The organism is Pseudosulfitobacter pseudonitzschiae (assembly GCF_900129395.1).
Lineage (GTDB): Bacteria > Pseudomonadota > Alphaproteobacteria > Rhodobacterales > Rhodobacteraceae > Pseudosulfitobacter > Pseudosulfitobacter pseudonitzschiae.
This window is the reverse complement of record NZ_FQVP01000003.1, coordinates 551,865-568,971: the sequence shown is the minus strand read 5'-3', so window position 1 is coordinate 568,971 and position 17,107 is coordinate 551,865. Positions and strand designations below refer to the sequence as shown.

The following is a 17,107-nucleotide window of genomic DNA, read 5'->3' as shown; positions in this document are numbered from 1 at the left end:
TTGAAAACGCCGCGTCTGCCATTGCCAATGGTCAGGGCGCGGGATAGCAATCTGGCAAACTCAAGTGACCTTGGAGGAGGGAAAAGATGTTTTTCAACAAAATTCGCCAAACCGCCGCGTTTGCCGTCGTCGCAACGCTCGCAGCGGGCGCAGTCGCCGCCGAAACCGAAGTGAAGCTGGGCTATGCGCTGGCGCCGGATTCGCATTACGGCGTCGCCGCGGACAAGTGGCAAGAGGTCGTCGAGGCCAAGACTGAAGGCAAGTTCAAGTTCCGCCATTTCCCTTCCTCCGGTCTGGGCGGCGAGCGTGAGGTGGTCGAGGGGCTGCAACTGGGCACTGTCGAGGCGACCATCGTGTCCACCGGCACGCTCAGCAACTTTGTTCCCGCCACCGGCGTGACCGACATCCCGTTCCTGTTCCGCAGCCTTGAGCACGCGCGCCACGTTCTGGACGGGCCGATCGGTCAGGAAATCCTGGCCGAGTTCGACGATGCCGGTCTGGTGGCCATCGCTTGGGGCGAGCAAGGGTTCCGCCACATCACCAACAACCGCAACCCGATTGAAACGCCCGAAGATCTGGCGGGCATGAAGCTGCGGACGATGGAAAACCCCGTTCACCTGTCAGCGTTCAACGCGCTGGGCGCGGCCCCCACACCGATGGCATGGCCCGAAGTGATCGGCGCGCTGCAACAGGGCACCATCGACGGTCAGGAAAACCCGCTGTCGGTAATCGTTTCGGCCAAGCTGAACGAAGTGCAGAAATACCTGACGCTGTCGGGCCACGTCTATTCGCCCGCCATGTTGCTGGTGTCGAAACCGTTCTGGGACACACTGTCGGACGAAGACAAGGCCGCCTTTGAAGAAGGTGCAACCGAAGCGGTTGTGGCCATGCGCGCCTATGTCGACGATGTGGAAACCAGCGGCGTCGAGACGCTGCAAGAGCGCGGCATGGAAGTCAACGAGCTATCCGAAGAGCAAAAGGCCGCGTTCCGCGCGTCGGTCGAAAGTGCTTATGAGGGCTACTACGAGACCTATGGCAAGGACCTGATCGACCGCATTTCGGCGACAGAGTAACCTGTACACAGGCACCAGGAGCGGCCGAAGCGGACAAGCTTTCGGCCGCTTTTTCATTCGCGGAGAACACAAAGCATGACGCGCAGGATCGAACGAATTTTCGTGTCGCTGAACGAACTGGCGGTGATCGGGCTGCTGGCGTCGATGACGCTGATCGTGGGGGCCAATGTCGCCCTGCGTTATACCACGAACCATTCGCTGCCCTGGGCAGACGAGGCCGCGCGGTACCTGATGATCTGGATGACTTTTCTGGGGGCGGGGCTGGCGTTGAGGATGGGCGGACACGTGGCCATCACCAACCTGCACGATTTCATCGGCACCCGGTCGCAGCAATGGCTGCGTGCGGTCATTGTTCTGGTTTTGCTGATCTTCTTCGCCTTCATGGTCTATGTCGGCTGGCAATACATGCAGCGCGCGCGCTTTCAACAAACCCCTGCCCTGCGGCTGTCATTTCAATATGTCTATGCGGCGATGCCCGTCGGGTTCAGCCTGTTGATTGTCCATCTGTTATTGATCGCCAAGCCGTTCATTCAAGCCGGGCTGTACAAGCAAGATCAAGGCGTGTCCGATGCCGCCCCCGGAGCTGCCAATGGCTGAAATCCTGTTTATATCCCTCTTTGGGCTGATGATCCTTGGCCTGCCGGTGGCCTTTGCCATGGCGATATCGGTGTTTCTGGCCATCGCTTTTGGCAGCTCTTACCCCGAGATTGTCGTGGTGAAAGAGATGTTTTCGGGGCTGGACAGTTTTCCGCTGCTGGCGGTGCCGTTCTTTATTCTGGCCGCCGAGATCATGACCGGCGGGGCGATCACGCATACGCTGTTGCGCTTTGCCTCGCAGTTCGTGGGGCATTTGCGCGGCGGGCTGGGCTATGCCAACGTCATCTCCTCGACCATGTTTGCGGGCATCTCCGGCTCGGCTTTGGCCGATGCGGCGGGACCCGGTGCAATGATGATCCGCATGATGGAAAAGGGCGGGTACGACCGCCCCTATGCCGGTGCGCTGACCATTTCCAGCGCCGTCGTCGGACCGATCATTCCGCCGTCGATCGTGATGATCATCTACGCCCTGCAAGATCAGGAAGTGTCGGTGGGATCGCTGTTCATGGCAGGCGTTGTTCCGGGTTTGTTGCTGGCCTTGGGCAACCTTGCGACGAACGGATACGTCAGCTGGAAACGCGATTACCGCAGCACCGAACCGCGCCCATCCAAGGCCGAGATGTTACGCACCACGGCGATGGCGCTGCCCGCGCTGGGGCTGATCGTGTTGATCGTCGGCGGCATTCGCGGTGGCATTTTCACTCCGACCGAGGCGTCGGTGATCGCGGTGTTCTATGCGCTGTTCTGCGGGATGTTCATTTACCGCGCCCTGCGCCTGCGCGACCTGCCCGCGATCATCCTGCGCGCCGCCTTGATCAGCGCCGCCGTGCTGCTGATCCTAGGCGCGGCGCGGGCCTTTGCCTGGGTGCTGGTGATCGAGGGCGTGCCGCAGTTCCTGGCCGAGACGATCATTTCGTGGAACCTGTCGCCCATTCTGTTCCTGCTGGCCGTCAACGTGTTGATGCTGCTGTTTGGCCTGTTCATGGACCCCTTGCCGGGGGTGATGATCCTGGTGCCCATTCTGGCCCCGATCAGCCACGCGCTGGGGATTGCGCCCGATCACTTTGCCATCGTGGTGATCGTGAACCTGACACTGGGGCTGACAACGCCACCGGTGGGCAGTCTGATCTTTGTGGTGTCATCCGCCGCCAATCTGCGGCCTGCCACGTTGATCCGCGAAATGCCGCCCTTCTTTCTGGCGAATTTTATCGTGCTCATGCTGCTGACCTTTGTGCCGGTCCTGAGCACGTGGTTGCCGCGGATCAGCGGTTTCTGAACGGATAAGTGATTGATTATGGCCGCTGTGTGCAGGTGGCCGGTCGTTCCACATCTTGACATTCGGTTGCATCACTTTGATTGACTGCACCAAGGGTTTGTTCACGTTAAGGGGGAGGGAAGATGCGTTTTCTGGGAATGATAGCGGCGCTGATTTGCGCCATTAACCAGGTGGTAGGCAAGACATTCGCCTGGCTGTCGCTGGGCATCGTGGTTGTGTGTTTCACAGTCGTTGTACAGCGGTATCTGTTCGCCACCAGCTATGTGTGGATGCAGGATCTGTATATCTGGCTGAACGGTGCGATGTTCACGGCCGTGGCCGGTTTCGCGCTGTTGCGCGATGATCATGTACGGGTGGATATTTTCTATCGCCCCGCCAAGATGAAGACACGGGCGATCACCGATCTGATCGGCGTTGTCCTGTTCCTGATGCCGTTCATGTGGATCGTCTACACCTATTCCATGCCCTTCGTGCAACGGGCCTGGAACTATCATGAAGCGTCGGCGAACGTCGGCGGGATGCCGGGGCTCTTTATCCTGAAATCCTTCATCATCGCCTTTGCGGTGCTGATCGCGTTGCAGGGTGTGGCGATGATCATCCGCTCGATCCTGATCCTGACCGGCAATGTGCATCTGGTGCCCGCGTCGATCCAATACAGTGCAGACCGCATCGCGGCAGACCACCCCGAAGGAGCCGTGTAATGGACCCCGTCCTGATTGGCGAACTGCTCGCCGCTTTGATGTTTTTTGGCGTTATCGGCTTTTTGCTGCTGGGTTTTCCAGTGGCATTCACGCTGGCGGGGACGTCGCTTTTGTTCGGCAGCCTCGGGCTGGCCTTTGGTGTGTTCGATCCGTCGAACTTCGGCTCGCTGCCGAACCGTTACATCGGGTTCATGACCAACGAAGTGCTGGTTGCCGTGCCCTTGTTCATCTTCATGGGGGTGATGCTGGAACGCAGTCAGATCGCCGAACAGTTGCTGCTGACCATGGGCAAGCTCTTTGGCAACATGCGCGGCGGGCTTGGCTTTTCTGTGGTGCTGGTGGGTGCGATGCTGGCGGCCTCGACCGGGGTTGTGGGTGCGACCGTGGTCACCATGGGTCTGATCTCGCTGCCTGCGATGTTGCGGGCGGGCTATGACCCCAAGCTGGCCACGGGTGTGATCTGCGCCAGCGGAACGCTGGGACAGATCGTGCCGCCGTCGACCGTGCTGATTTTCATGGGGGACATGCTGTCAGGTATCAACAGCCAGGTGCAGATGGCCAAGGGCAACTTTGCCCCCACGCCCGTGTCCGTGGGAGACCTGTTTGCCGGTGCGCTGCTGCCGGGCATCCTGCTGATCGTGCTGTACCTGCTGTTTGTGCTGTTCAAGGCCGTGACCGACCCCGAGTCCTGCCCTGCGACCCCGGTTCCTGCTGAAGAAAAGAAGGACCTGCTGCGCGAGGTCTTTGTCGCGCTGGTCCCGCCGCTGTTGCTGATCCTTGCCGTTCTCGGCTCGATCCTGGGCGGGATTGCAACCCCGACCGAAGCGGCCTCGGTGGGGGCCGTGGGGGCGATGATCCTGGCGGCGACACGCTGGCGGTTGTCCTTTGGCGTGCTGCGTGAGACCGCGATTTCGACCGCGACGATCACCAGCATGGTCTTTGTCATCCTGCTGGGGGCCTCGGTGTTTTCGGTGGTCTTCCGCATGATGGGCGGTGACAACCTGGTGCACGAATTCCTGAGCAACCTGCCCGGCGGCAAGCTGGCAGCGGTGGCCGTTGTGATGGTGATCATGTTCTTCCTGGGCTTCATCCTTGACACGTTCGAAATCATCTTCATCGTAATCCCGATCACCGCGCCCGTATTGCTGGCGCTGGATGTCGATCCCGTTTGGCTGGGTGTGATGGTGGGTGTGAACCTGCAAACCTCGTTCCTGACCCCGCCCTTCGGCTTTGCGCTGTTCTATCTGCGCGGCGTGGCCCCGGCCGAGCTGCCGACCAGCGCGATCTACAAGGGCATCCTGCCCTTCGTGCTGCTGCAGATCGTAGCGATTGCGATCCTGTTCGTGTTCCCGGAACTGGTCACCTGGCTGCCGCGGTTGATCGCCAGCTAGGATGCGCACCCCCGAAATGCAAAAAGGCCCGGTGTTTCCACCGGGCCTTTTCGTGTCTGCGGATCGCTTCGGATCAGTACTTCAGGTACTTCTGACGTGCTGCAACCAGCGGCGAGTCGATGGTCTCGGTGCGGACGCGCACCAGGTTCAGCGCCTCGATGAAGCTTTCCGTGGTCTTTTTCACCAGCGGGTCGTCGCTGTTGCGCAGCTCCTCGATCACTTCGACAGACGCCTTGGCACCCGCTTCCATGATGTCGTCGGGGAAGGCACGTACGATCACACCGTGATCGTCGACCAGCGTTTTCAGCGCGCGCGGGTCGTTGGCGACAAAGTCCGACGCAACCTGATCGTATTCCGCCTGGCTCACATCACGGATGATCGCTTGCAGGTCGTCGGGCAGCTCCTGGTATTTCTTCTTGTCCACGACCAGTTCGGTCGCAAGGCCCGGCTCGACGAAGGACGGCATGTAGTAGTTCTTGGCGACCTGATAGAAACCCAGCGCCAGATCGTTGTAGGGGCCAACAAATTCAGCCGCGTCCAGCGTGCCCGATTGCAGCGCCTGGAAGATTTCGCCCGCGGCCATGTTGGTGACGGTTGCGCCCAGTTTTTCCCAGACACGACCACCCAGACCGGGGGTGCGGAAACGGATGCCCTTGACGTCCTCGACGCTGTTCAGTTCGTTGCGGAACCAGCCGCCGGCCTGCGTGCCGGTGTTGCCGGACAAGAAGCCCTGAACGCCGAACTGGTCATAGATTTCGTCCCAGATTTCCTGACCGCCCAGGAAGCGCACCCATGCCGTCAGTTCGGGTGTGGTCATGCCATAGGGCACACCGGTGAAGAACGACAGAGCGGGCGATTTGTTCTGCCAGTAGTAGGCAGCGCCATGGCTCATCTCGGCGGTGCCGTCGATGACAGCGTCCAGCGATTGCAGCGGCGGCACAAGCTCGCCTGCCGAAAAGACCTGAACAGTCAGACGGCCGCCGGATGCTGCGGTGATGCGGTCAGCAAGGCGCTGTGCGCCGACGCCCAGACCGGGAAAGTTCTTTGGCCATGTTGTCACCATGCGCCATGTGATGTTGCCCTGGGCAACGGCCGGTGCGGCCAGCGTCGATGCCGCGGCACCTGCCCCCATTACACCTGCTGTACGAATAAAAGAACGACGATCCACGATGTTTCCTCCCGAATTGAAATGTCGCCAAGCCTGTCTGATCTGTGGTGTCAAAAGGGCTTCTGCGACTTGTTAAACACTGCTCTTGGGGAATGTCCATGCGTTGAACGCAAAGTGATACATCACTTTTTGCGTGCACTGTAACACAACGCCCCGTGCAAAATTTTAGGTGTGGTATCAAGCATCTATGCCAGACTGCGCGCTGCAGCTTCCGGCCGGAAATGGGGCACGGTGCGCTGATGGCAGCATCTGGCCGCGACCTTGGGGCGCAGGGGGCGGGACAGAGCGATTTGACGTGCTATTTGTGTGCAGACATTTCATGGTATCATTCGCCCACAACCAGACGAAAGCCCCCGTTGATGAAAGCGCTTCGCCAGATTGTTCTGATGCTGATTGTCCTCGCTGTGGGGGTATATGTGTGGATTGCCTTTGTGCCCGCCGCGCAGCCCTTTCTTGCGCGGATGGGGGTGTATGACCTGCTGGGCATGACACCTCCTGCCCCGCAAGAGGCCGCAGCCCAGGGCCGTGGGCAAAGTGGTGGTGCGGTGCCGGTCGTGACCGCCCGTGTGGCCGAACAGGCCCGCGCCGACCGGATCACGGCCATTGGCGACGGGCGCGCGCGGCGTTCGGTCACGGTGCGGTCCAGCGCCGTGGGCACGATCACCGAACTGACCATTGCCTCGGGCAACTATGTGCAGGCCGGCACGATCATCGCCCATCTGCAGGACGAAGCGGAAAAGATCGCGCTGGAACAGGCAGAGATCGAATATGAAAACGCCAACACCGAGGCAAAGCGCATCACGCAGCTGGAAACCTCGGGCGCGGTGACCGAAGTGCGCCTGCGCGAAAGCCAGTTGGCCCTGCGCAGCGCCGAACTGGCCGTGCGGCAAGCCAAGTTCGATCTGTCCCAGCGCCAGATCACCGCGCCGATCAGCGGATGGGTGGGGATCATCGATCTGGAAGAAGGCGACCGCGTGAATGCGCAGGATGTGCTGGTGACGATCACCGACCGGTCCGACATCCTGATCGACTTTCGCGTGCCGGAACGTGTCGTGGGTCAGATTGCCGTGGGCCAACCGATTATTGCCACACCGCTGGGCCAGCCCGGAACGGAGCTTGAGGGCGAAATCAGCGTGATCGACAGCGTTGTGGATCGCGCCAGCCGCACGCTTCTGGTCCAGGGTAGCGTGCCCAATGATGCGGACCTGCTGCGCGCGGGCATGGCGTTTTCGGTCAACCTGTCCTTTCCTGGTGAAACCCTGCTGTCGATTGCGCCGCTGGCAGTGCAGTGGTCCAGCGAGGGCCCCTTTGTCTGGGTGGTGCGTGAAGGCAAGGTCGCCCAGGCCAGCGTCGAGATCGTGCAGCGCAACAGCGATGCTGTGTTGGTGCGGGCCGACGGTCTGGCTGCTGACGATGAAGTGGTGACCGAAGGCGTGCAATCCTTGCGCAATGGCACCGAGGTCAGCCCACGTACCGACGCGGCATCGGCACTTGCGGATGAGGAAACCACACGCGGTGGCACACTGTGAGCGCGCAAGCGACCTCATCCTCGGGCACGGCGCTGTTCGTGCGCAGGCCAATCCTGGCCTTTGTGCTGAACGCGCTGATCGTGCTGGCCGGTGTCGCGGGATTGTTCGGTGCGGAAATTCGTGAACTGCCCAACGTGGACCGGCCCGTTGTCACCGTCACCACGCGGTTTGACGGGGCCTCGCCTGAAACGGTGGACCAAGAGCTGACAGGGCGGATCGAGGGCGCGGTGGGACGGGTGTCCGGTGTGCGGTCGATCTCGTCCAACTCGCGCTTTGGCCGGTCGCGGGTGACGCTGGAATTCAACGACAGCGTCGACATCGACGTGGCCGCGACCGACGTGCGTGATGCGGTGGCGCGGATCGTCAACCAGCTGCCCGAAACCGCTGACCAGCCCGAGATCGTCAAGGCCGACGCCAACGCGCAGCCGGTGATGCGCATCGCCGTCACCTCGGCAGGCCGGTCGCCACAAGAACTAACCACCATCGTGCAGGACCGGATCGAAGACCGGCTGATTTCCATCGATGGCGTGGCCGATCTGCAAATCTACGGCGACCGCGAGCCGATCTTTCGCGTGGACATCGACCAGCTGAAGCTGGCCAGCCGCGGCCTGACGCTGGGCGACATGCAGCGCGCGCTGTCCAACCTTGCCTTTGACACGCCTGCGGGCGATCTGGCGGGGGATCGCCAGTCGATCAACGTGCGCACCACGGCCACGGTCGCCACCACCGCTGCCTTCGAGGCGCTTGAGATCAAGCGTGACGTCAAGGTCGGCGATGTCGCCACCGTCACCCTTGGGCCTGCGCCGGGGGAAACCGTGCTGCGGGCCAACGGGCAGCAGGGTCTGGGCATCGGTGTGATCCGTCAGGCGACCTCGAACACGCTGGAGATTTCGGCCGGCGTGCGCGCCGTGGTGACGGAGTTGAACCAGACCCTGCCCGAGGATGTCACGATCGCGGTCACCTCGGACGATGCGATCTTTATCCAGGGGTCGATCGAGGAGGTGTTGAAAACGCTGGGCTGGGCTGTGGCCATCGTGATTGCGGTGATCTTTCTTTTCCTGCGCGACCTTCGTGCGACGCTGATACCGGCACTGACGTTGCCTGTGGCGCTGATCGGCACGTTGGCTGCGATCTACATGGTCGGGTTTTCCGTCAACATCCTGACCTTGCTGGCGCTGGTGCTGGCCACGGGGATGGTGGTGGATGACGCCATCGTTGTGCTGGAAAACATCGTGCGCCAGCGGGTGGCCGGCATGGGACCACGGGCCGCTGCCGTAAACGGCACGTCACAGGTGTTCTTTGCCGTCGTGACCACCACCGCGACCCTTGCTGCGGTGTTCGTACCGCTGTCGTTCCTGCCCGGACAGGCGGGCGGGCTGTTCCGCGAATTCGGCTTTACACTGGCAATGGCGGTGCTGTTGTCATCGGTCGTGGCGCTGAGCCTGTGTCCGGTGCTGGCCAGCCGCATGTTGACGAAAGCTCCCGACCAGAACGCGCGCGGACCGATGATCTGGCTGGGCAACCGTTTGATGCAGCTCTACGAGACCAGCCTGCGCGGTGCGCTGGCGATGCCGTTCGTGATCGTGCTGATCGCGGCAATTGTTGCCGCCACCGCCGCGATGATGGCGGGCAGCATCCGGCAGGAACTGACCCCTGCCGAGGACCGTGCCGTCGCCTTGCTGAGCGTCACCGCGCCGCAAGGCGTGTCACTGGATTACACCCGCAGCAAGATGCGCGAGATCGAAAACATCGTCGCCCCGATGCAAGAGGCCGGCGAGATCACCAATGTGTTTTCGATCACCGGCTTTGGCGCGGACAACCGGGGGTTCATGGTGTTCACACTGGCCAAATGGGAGGACCGCACCCGCAGCCAGCAGGACATTGTGAGCGAGATCAACGGCAAGCTGGGCGGGATCATCGGGGTACGGGCCTTTGCGATCCAACCCAATTCGCTGGGCATTCGCGGCGCGGGGCGCGGGCTGGCCTTTGCGATCACCGGAGACAGCTATGACCAGCTGAGCAAGGTCGCCGAGGACATGGTCGCACAGTTGAGCCAGAACCCTGACATGGGGCAGGTCCGGCTGGAATACGAACGCACGCAACCGCAGTTGTTCGTCCAGATCGACCGTGCACTGGCCGCCGACCTGGGGATTGATATCACCGGGCTGGGTCAGGCGTTGCAGGCCATGTTGGACGGGCGCACCGTTGGATCAGTGTTCATCGACGACAAAAGCTTTGACGTGAAGATGCTATCGACCTCAACACCGGTGAACGATCCGCGCGACCTTGAGAACATCTTTGTCCAGTCGGGCAATGACCTGATGGTGCCGCTGGCCAGTTTTGTAACGCTGGAAGAACGCGCGGTTGCCCCCGAATTGGACCGCGAGGGGCAGAACCGTTCGGTCGAGCTGACGGCGGGGTTGACGCCCGATCTGTCGCTGGGCGATGCGCTGGCCGAGGTGCGCGCCATTGGCGACGAGGTTCTGGCCGAAAGCAACCGCATCGTGCCGCTGGCCGAAGCGGCGACGCTGGACCAGACCAATTCTGGCATCTTCCTCACCTTCGGCTTTGCCATCCTCGTGGTGTTCCTGGTGCTGGCCGCGCAATTCGAAAGCTTTATTTCGGCAGTGGTCGTGATGGCGACGGTGCCGCTTGGGCTGGCCTGTGCGGTCTTTGCGCTGTTGCTGACGGGGCAAAGCCTGAACGTCTACAGCCAGATCGGATTGGTGATGCTGATCGGGATCATGGCCAAGAACGGGATTCTGATCGTCGAATTTGCCAATCAGCTGCGCGACAAGGGCGACAGCGTGCACGACGCGATCCTGAATGCCTCGACCATCCGGTTGCGGCCCGTGATGATGACCATGACCTCGACCGTGGTGGGGGGCATTCCGCTGATCCTGTCCGCAGGCGCAGGCGCCGAGGCGCGCGAGGCTCTGGGCTGGGTCATTGTCGGCGGGCTGGGGATGGCGACGCTGTCGACGCTGTACCTCACACCGGTGGCCTATCTGCTGCTGGCCCGCTTTGCCACGCCCAAGGCACATGAAGAGGCCCGGCTGCAATCGGAACTGGAGGCGGCGCAGGGAATTTGACCGCAGGCAAAAAATCTGCGTGATTTTCCAAAGGATGACGCCGCAAACCCTGTCAGGGTATATGAAACGGGCTATATTCCCTGACAGGTCAAAACTCTGGCGCGCGCAAACACCTGCACCATTGCTTTGACCGCAGAATTTGGAGTGCCTGACCCGGCCATGACGACCGAAACACTTGCCCGGACCACGCCCGAGGAGGCGGCGATCGAAGACCTGATCGCCTGCCCCCATTGTGATGCGTTGTATCTGGCACAGATGCCCGCGAAGGGCGGGCGCGCGGTGTGCAGTCATTGCCACACGGTGCTGATCGCGCCGCGCACGAAGGCAGGCAAGAAGATGATCGCACTGACGCTGACGGTGATGATCCTGGTGGTGGCGGCGCTGTTCTTTCCGTTTCTGGACATCAACGCCGGTGGCATCGGCAATTCGACGTCAATCCTGGACGCGGCGTCCAGCTTTCGATCCGGGTATATGGTGTTCCTGTCATTCCTCGTGGCGGCGGCGATCATATTCGTGCCGCTGCTGCGCACCGTGCTGATCCTCTATGTGCTGATCCCTGTCGTGCGCGACCGCCCCGCCCTGCCCCACGCGCGCCGTGCCTTTCGCCTGTCGCAAGAGCTGAAACCCTGGGCCATGGCCGAAGTCTTTGCCATCGGGTGCGCCGTGGCACTGGTCAAGGTGCAGGATCTGGCCCATATCGGATTTGGCCCCGCATTCTGGATGTTCTCCGCCCTGGTCATCCTGGTTCTGATTAACGATAATTTCTTGTGTACATGGTCTGTATGGAAATCACTCGAGCTGGAAAACGACTGACGGCGCGCGATGCGGGCCTGGTGGCCTGCCGCCGCTGTGCGCGGGTCTGGCCGATGGGTCAGGCGCGCTGCGGGCGCTGTGGCAGTCATCTGGAATCGCGTGACACCAAAAGCCTGCAAAAGGTCTGGGCGTGGTGGATTGCAGGCGTCATTGCCTATATCCCGGCCAACCTCTATCCGATGCTGAAAACCAACACGCTGGTGTCGCATACCGAAAACACAATCATCGGTGGCGCGGTCGAGCTGGCCCATCATGGCAGCTTTGGTGTGGCGGCGATCATCCTGATTGCAAGTGTGCTGATCCCCGTGGGCAAGTTTCTGGCAATTGCCTTTCTGGCCATCAGTGCCCGGCGCGGATCGACCGTGCCCCCCCGCACCCGCACCCATATGTTCGAGATCGTCGAATTCATCGGCCGCTGGTCCATGATCGACGTCTTTGTCGTGGCAATCCTGTCATCGCTTGTGCAGTTGTCTGTCGTGGCCTCGATCCAGCCGGGACCAGCGGCCATGACCTTTGCTTTGTCCGTCATTTGCACCATGTTATCCGCTCAGGCCTTTGATCCCCGGCTGATCTGGGATGCCGTGCGGCGTCAACAACCCCGAAAGACCTCTTGAATCATGTCCGACCACAGTACGCCGACCCCCGATCCCGTCCCCGTAGAAGAAGGCAAGCCCCGGTTCTGGGAAGGGATTTCGTTCATCTGGCTGATCCCCATTCTGGCGCTTTTCGTCGCGCTGGGGGCGGCGTGGAACAATTTCAACCAGCAGGGTCCGCTGATCGAGATCACCTTTGAGAACGCCGCAGGGGTCAAGGCCGGAGAAACCGAGCTGCGCTTTCGCGACATCCGCGTGGGCCTGGTGGAAACCGTTGGCTTTACCGATGACCTAACACAGGTGCGCGTCGGCGTGCGGGTGTCCAAGAATCTGGCCGAGTTCATCGACAACGAGTCGCAGTTCTGGGTCGTACGCCCCGAGGTGTCGGCCCAAGGGGTCACCGGTCTGGATACCGTTTTGTCGGGCGTCTACATTCAGGGGACATGGGACGGCACCGCCGGAGGTTTTCAGACAGAATTCGCAGGCCTTTCCACAGCCCCGCTGCTCAGCGCGGACCGCGAGGGTATCCAGTTCACCCTGCGCTCGCCGGAAAGCCTGCCAACGGCCAATACGCCCATTCTGTACAAGGGATTGCAGGTGGGTCAGGTCGCTTCGGCCGAGATCAACGAAGACGGCACAGGGGTCGCGGCCAAGGCCGTGATCTATGCGCCTTACACCACCTTGGTGACCACCGGCACACGGTTCTGGGATGTCTCGGGCTTTTCCTTCTCGCTGGGCGCTGCGGGCGCGCAGATCAACTTTGACAGCTTTGCCTCGCTGATCTCGGGCGGGATTACCTTTGATACAATGGGATCGGGCGGTGCGCCGCTGGAACAGGACCAGGTGTTCGAACTGTTCGCGGACGAAGAATCCGCGCGCAACGATTTCCTGGTCGAAGGGGATGGCGAAAGCAACAGCGCGACACTGACCATGATCTTTGACCAAAACCTGTCCGGGCTGAGCGCCGGTGCGCCGGTGGAGCTGGGCGGGTTGCGCGTGGGTGAAGTGGCCTCGCTGACGGGGCTGGTCGATGCCGACCGGTTCGGCGACGACAATGTGCGGCTGATGACAACCATGCGGATCAACCCCAGCCGGGTCGGGCTGGGGGACGAGGCGGGCGACGAGGATCTGCTTGATTTCCTCTCGCGGCGAGTCGCGGCGGGGATGCGCGGGCAATTGACCAACGCGTCGCTGCTGACCGGAGCGCTGAAAATCCGGCTGATCGACGTGCCGGACGCCCCCGAGGCGGAACTGATACGCACGGCTGAACCTTACCCGATCATGCCCACCACCGATGCCGAGATCACCGATGTCGCAACCTCGGCGCAGGGTGTGTTGCAGCGGGTGAACGACCTGCCCATCGAGGAAGTCATGCAATCCGCCATCGCCTTTCTGGACAACGCCACGGCCCTTGTCGGCTCGCAAGCCTTGCAAGAGGCCCCCGAAGAGCTGCGCGGCATCCTGTCTGGCGTGCGTGGCGTGGTCGAAAGCGACGACGTGCAGGCGATTCCCGGTCAGGTTTCGGTCGTCCTGAAAGACCTCGAACAGATCTCGGGCAAGCTGAATACAATCGTGACCGAAATCGAACGCAAGGGCGTGGTCGACCAGTTGATCAGCGCCATCGACAGCGTGAAAACCGCCGCCGACGGCCTGCCGGGTATCGTGGACCAGGCCAGCGCCATTCTGGACGACGCGGCCGAGGTGTCGCTGAAAACACTGGCGGACCGCACAACCGAACTGCTGGCTGCGGCAAATGCGCTCATCGACCAGCCGTCGACCCGCGCGCTGCCGCAAGAGCTGAACGAGGCGCTGGCGCAATTGACCCTGACGCTGGAAGAGCTGCGCGACGGCGGTTTGGTTGACAATGCCAACGCCACGCTTGCCTCGGCGCGTGATGCGGCATCGGCGGTCGAAGAGGCCACCAAGCTGCTGCCCGGCATCGCCACACAGCTGCGCAACGTCGCCAATCAGGCGGCGGCCACGCTGAACAACTATGGGCGCGAATCTGCATTCTCGCGCGAAACCAGTGCCGCACTGCGCCAGATCGAGGCAGCGGCCTCGGCCATCGAACGGCTGGCGCGGGCCATCGAACGCAATCCAAACTCGCTTATCCTGGGACGGTGACCTTATGAAAATGATCAATACCGGCAGCATGGCTGCCCTTGGCCTTGTGACGCTGATTGCCGCCTGCGGGTCCCCCGAAGTCCGTGTCGCATCCCCCGTCACCGCACCCGAGACGCGGCTGCGGTCCAGCTTTTCCAGCCTTGAAGTGTCCGAGGTGACCCTGCCCAGCTATGCCGCTGCCGAAGACATCTATATGCGCGCGGCAGACGGCACCATCTCGCCCATGGGCACGCTGTGGGCTGACCTGCCCGCGCGCTCGATCACCCTGCAGCTCTCGCGCGATCTGGGGGCCATCACGGGCGTGACCGTGGCCCCCGAACCCTGGCCGTTCCGCGCCTATGCCGCGGCCAAGGTCGATGTGCGGATCGAGGAGTTGCTGGCCACGGCCGAAGGGGTGTTCCGCCTGTCCGGCCAGTATTTCATCGCGCCCGAAGCGGGGGGCCGTGCCAGCGCGGGGTCATTCGCAATCGAAGAGCCGATTGTCGGGGACACCGGTTCGCCCACCGCCATTGCCGCCGCACGTGGGCGGGCTGTGGGTCGGCTGGCCGAAACCATCGCGCGCAAGGGGCTGTAGTCTGCGGGGGGAAGGTTTCCCCCCGTAATCAAACTCAGGTGTTGAACAGGAAGTGCAGCACATCGCCATCCTTGACGACGTAGCTCTTGCCTTCTGCGCGCATCTTGCCTGCCTCTTTCGCAGGCTGCTCACCGCCAAGGCCGACGAAATCGTCATAGGCGATGGTTTCGGCGCGAATGAAGCCTTTTTCGAAATCCCCGTGGATCACGCCGGCCGCCTTGGGCGCGGATGTGCCCTGGCGAATGGTCCAGGCGCGGGCTTCTTTCGGGCCGACGGTGAAATAGGTTTCAAGGTGCAGCAGCTCGTAGCCTGCGCGGATCAGCCGGTCGAGGCCCGCTTCGCTCAGCCCCATTTCGTCCAGGAACATCTGCGCCTCTTCCGGCTCAAGCTGGCTGATCTCTTCTTCGATCTGGGCCGAGATGATGACGTGCATGTTGCCTTCGGCGGCGGCCATTTCGCCGACGCGGGCGGACAGGGCGTTGCCTTCGGCCGCTTCGGATTCACCGACGTTACACACATACAGAACCGGCTTGGTGGTCAGCAGTTGCAGCATTTTCCACGCGCGCAGGTCATCATCATCGACCTCGACAACACGGGCCGGTTTGCCCTCTTCCAATACGGCCAAAGCCGCGCGCATCAGGCGCTCCTGTTGCACCGCTTCCTTGTCACCGCCACGCACCTTGCGCACGATGTTTTGCAAGCGTTTCTCGATGCTTTCGATATCGGCCAGCATCAGTTCGGTTTCGATGGTCTCAGCATCGGCCACCGGGTCCACACGACCCTCGACATGTGTCACGTCGCCGTCTTCAAAGCAGCGCAGCACGTGGGCGATGGCGTCGACCTCACGGATGTTGGCCAGAAACTGGTTGCCCAGCCCCTCGCCCTTGGACGCGCCTTTGACCAGACCGGCGATATCGACAAAGGTCATTCGGGTGGGAATGATGGATTTCGACTGTGCGATCTCTGCCAGCTTGTCCAGACGTGCATCGGGCACGGCCACTTCGCCCACGTTGGGCTCAATTGTACAGAACGGAAAGTTCGCAGCCTGTGCAGCGGCTGTGCGTGTCAGCGCGTTGAACAGGGTCGATTTGCCCACGTTCGGCAGCCCGACGATACCCATCTTGAAACCCATGTTCGTTCTCCGAAATCCACGACAGGCTGCTTCTAAAGGCGGGCTTCGCTGCGTGCAAGGCGGTGAATGGGCGCGCAGGGCAGATATGTCAGCCCCGGAACCGCCACATGGGCGCAATTTGCCCCGTTCCTGCCGCGGTGCATTGATTTCCTGCGTCAGTTTCGGCATTGCGGTGCAGACACAGAAAAAGGCCGCCCCATGACCCGCATCGACGCAAAATTCGCCGACCTCAAAGCCGCTGGCAAAAAGGCATTCGTTTCCTACGTGATGGCGGGTGACCCCGATTTCGACACCTCGCTTGAGATCGTCAAGGGATTGCCGGGTGCGGGTGTGGACATCATCGAGCTGGGTCTGCCCTTTACCGATCCGATGGCCGACGGCCCGACGATCCAGCTGGCAGGCCAGCGCAGCCTTGAGGGTGGGATGACCCTGCAGCGCACGCTGGATCTGGCGCGTGCGTTCCGCGAAACCGATGACACCACGCCGATCGTGCTGATGGGCTATTATAACCCGATCTATTCGCGCGGCGTGGACAAGTTCCTGGTGGACGCCAAAGCGGCCGGCATTGACGGGCTGATCGTGGTTGACCTGCCCCCCGAGGAAGACAGCGAGCTGTGCATTCCGGCGCAAGCGGCGGGGTTGAACTTTATCCGTCTTGCGACCCCCACCACCGACGACAAACGCCTGCCCCGCGTGCTGCAAAACACTTCGGGCTTTGTCTATTACGTGTCGATCACCGGCATCACCGGCTCGGCAGAGGCCGAAGCGACAGATGTCGGCCCCGAGGTTGCGCGGATCAAATCGCAGACCGATCTGCCGATTATCGTAGGCTTTGGCATCAACACACCCGAGAAAAGCCGCGCGATTGCGTCTGTGGCCGACGGAGCGGTTGTGGGGTCGGCCATCGTGGCAAAGATCGCCAAGGGCGACAGCGTGGCCGAGATCCTGACATTCGTGAAATCGTTGGCCGATGGTGCCCACAGCGCGTGATGTGATGAGAAACTTATGCGGGATTGATCCAAAGCGCGTATATCGGTAACAAAA

At 61.7% G+C, this 17,107-nt stretch carries 14 protein-coding genes; 12 read left to right on the top strand and 2 right to left on the bottom strand.

Going from position 1 to position 17,107, the window contains the following annotated elements:
* Positions 1–86 precede the first annotated feature (86 nt).
* From BUC08_RS10950 to BUC08_RS10930, 5 genes are all read left to right on the top strand, one after another.
* Positions 87–1,073 (top strand): TRAP transporter substrate-binding protein, encoded by a 987-nt coding sequence (locus BUC08_RS10950; protein ID WP_037923867.1) that lies wholly within the window; start codon positions 87–89, stop codon positions 1,071–1,073.
* Positions 1,074–1,148: 75 nt separating this feature from the next.
* A complete protein-coding gene (locus BUC08_RS10945) occupies positions 1,149–1,670 on the top strand; it encodes a TRAP transporter small permease (RefSeq protein WP_037923870.1) in 522 nt (173 codons plus the stop codon).
* Positions 1,663–2,946, top strand: coding sequence for a TRAP transporter large permease (locus tag BUC08_RS10940; protein WP_037923872.1), 1,284 nt, complete (start codon positions 1,663–1,665; stop codon positions 2,944–2,946). The genes BUC08_RS10945 and BUC08_RS10940 overlap by 8 nt, the downstream gene beginning before the upstream one ends.
* A gap of 122 nt (positions 2,947–3,068) precedes the next feature.
* Entirely contained in the window at positions 3,069–3,647 is a 579-nt protein-coding gene (locus BUC08_RS10935; RefSeq protein WP_037923874.1) for a TRAP transporter small permease subunit, read from the top strand.
* Positions 3,647–5,038, top strand: coding sequence for a TRAP transporter large permease (locus tag BUC08_RS10930; protein ID WP_037923877.1), 1,392 nt, complete (start codon positions 3,647–3,649; stop codon positions 5,036–5,038). Before BUC08_RS10935 ends, BUC08_RS10930 begins: the two co-directional genes overlap by 1 nt.
* 73 nt (positions 5,039–5,111) lie before the next feature.
* On the opposite strand, the gene BUC08_RS10925 is transcribed toward BUC08_RS10930, so the two are convergent.
* A complete protein-coding gene (locus tag BUC08_RS10925) occupies positions 5,112–6,206 on the bottom strand; it encodes a TRAP transporter substrate-binding protein (protein ID WP_028958425.1) in 1,095 nt (364 codons plus the stop codon).
* Between the two features lie 359 nt (positions 6,207–6,565).
* Here BUC08_RS10925 and BUC08_RS10920 point away from each other — a divergent pair, with 359 nt between their 5' ends.
* The 6 genes from BUC08_RS10920 to BUC08_RS10895 all read left to right on the top strand — a co-directional run bounded on the left by BUC08_RS10920 (position 6,566) and on the right by BUC08_RS10895 (position 14,931).
* A complete protein-coding gene (locus BUC08_RS10920) occupies positions 6,566–7,735 on the top strand; it encodes an efflux RND transporter periplasmic adaptor subunit (protein WP_037923879.1) in 1,170 nt (389 codons plus the stop codon).
* On the top strand, positions 7,732–10,827 hold the full coding sequence (locus tag BUC08_RS10915) for an efflux RND transporter permease subunit (protein ID WP_037923880.1): 3,096 nt from the start codon (positions 7,732–7,734) through the stop codon (positions 10,825–10,827). Before BUC08_RS10920 ends, BUC08_RS10915 begins: the two co-directional genes overlap by 4 nt.
* Positions 10,828–10,986: 159 nt before the next feature.
* Positions 10,987–11,640, top strand: coding sequence for a paraquat-inducible protein A (locus tag BUC08_RS10910; RefSeq protein ID WP_028958428.1), 654 nt, complete (start codon positions 10,987–10,989; stop codon positions 11,638–11,640).
* Positions 11,610–12,254: a paraquat-inducible protein A gene (locus BUC08_RS10905; protein WP_037923883.1), complete on the top strand. Its 645-nt coding sequence runs from the start codon at positions 11,610–11,612 to the stop codon at positions 12,252–12,254. The genes BUC08_RS10910 and BUC08_RS10905 overlap by 31 nt, the downstream gene beginning before the upstream one ends.
* Positions 12,255–12,257: 3 nt before the next feature.
* Positions 12,258–14,357 carry an MlaD family protein gene (locus BUC08_RS10900; RefSeq protein WP_037923885.1) on the top strand — a complete coding sequence of 700 codons (2,100 nt, stop codon included), beginning with the start codon at positions 12,258–12,260 and terminating at the stop codon, positions 14,355–14,357.
* A gap of 4 nt (positions 14,358–14,361) precedes the next feature.
* Positions 14,362–14,931: a PqiC family protein gene (locus BUC08_RS10895; RefSeq protein WP_224769685.1), complete on the top strand. Its 570-nt coding sequence runs from the start codon at positions 14,362–14,364 to the stop codon at positions 14,929–14,931.
* Positions 14,932–14,965: 34 nt separating this feature from the next.
* Here the strand turns inward: BUC08_RS10895 and ychF are convergent, their stop codons facing one another.
* On the bottom strand, positions 14,966–16,063 hold the full coding sequence (gene ychF / locus BUC08_RS10890) for a redox-regulated ATPase YchF (protein WP_037923888.1): 1,098 nt from the start codon (positions 16,061–16,063) through the stop codon (positions 14,966–14,968).
* 198 nt (positions 16,064–16,261) lie between these two features.
* On the opposite strand from ychF, the gene trpA reads away from it, so the two are divergent.
* Positions 16,262–17,053 (top strand): tryptophan synthase subunit alpha, encoded by a 792-nt coding sequence (gene trpA, locus BUC08_RS10885; RefSeq protein WP_037924607.1) that lies wholly within the window; start codon positions 16,262–16,264, stop codon positions 17,051–17,053.
* Positions 17,054–17,107: the final 54 nt, after the last annotated feature.

What these genes read in the sequence shown, in the direction of transcription:
- BUC08_RS10950 (WP_037923867.1), top strand. Translation starts at nt 87, where the DNA reads ATGTTTTTCAACAAAATTCGCCAAACCGCCGCGTTTGCCGTCGTCGCA.
- BUC08_RS10945 (WP_037923870.1), top strand. Translation starts at nt 1,149, where the DNA reads ATGACGCGCAGGATCGAACGAATTTTCGTGTCGCTGAACGAACTGGCG.
- BUC08_RS10940 (WP_037923872.1), top strand. Translation starts at nt 1,663, where the DNA reads ATGGCTGAAATCCTGTTTATATCCCTCTTTGGGCTGATGATCCTTGGC.
- BUC08_RS10935 (WP_037923874.1), top strand. Translation starts at nt 3,069, where the DNA reads ATGCGTTTTCTGGGAATGATAGCGGCGCTGATTTGCGCCATTAACCAG.
- BUC08_RS10930 (WP_037923877.1), top strand. Translation starts at nt 3,647, where the DNA reads ATGGACCCCGTCCTGATTGGCGAACTGCTCGCCGCTTTGATGTTTTTT.
- BUC08_RS10920 (WP_037923879.1), top strand. Translation starts at nt 6,566, where the DNA reads ATGAAAGCGCTTCGCCAGATTGTTCTGATGCTGATTGTCCTCGCTGTG.
- BUC08_RS10910 (WP_028958428.1), top strand. Translation starts at nt 10,987, where the DNA reads ATGACGACCGAAACACTTGCCCGGACCACGCCCGAGGAGGCGGCGATC.
- BUC08_RS10905 (WP_037923883.1), top strand. Translation starts at nt 11,610, where the DNA reads ATGGAAATCACTCGAGCTGGAAAACGACTGACGGCGCGCGATGCGGGC.
- BUC08_RS10900 (WP_037923885.1), top strand. Translation starts at nt 12,258, where the DNA reads ATGTCCGACCACAGTACGCCGACCCCCGATCCCGTCCCCGTAGAAGAA.
- BUC08_RS10895 (WP_224769685.1), top strand. Translation starts at nt 14,362, where the DNA reads ATGAAAATGATCAATACCGGCAGCATGGCTGCCCTTGGCCTTGTGACG.
- ychF (WP_037923888.1), bottom strand. Translation starts at nt 16,063, where the DNA reads ATGGGTTTCAAGATGGGTATCGTCGGGCTGCCGAACGTGGGCAAATCG.
- trpA (WP_037924607.1), top strand. Translation starts at nt 16,262, where the DNA reads ATGACCCGCATCGACGCAAAATTCGCCGACCTCAAAGCCGCTGGCAAA.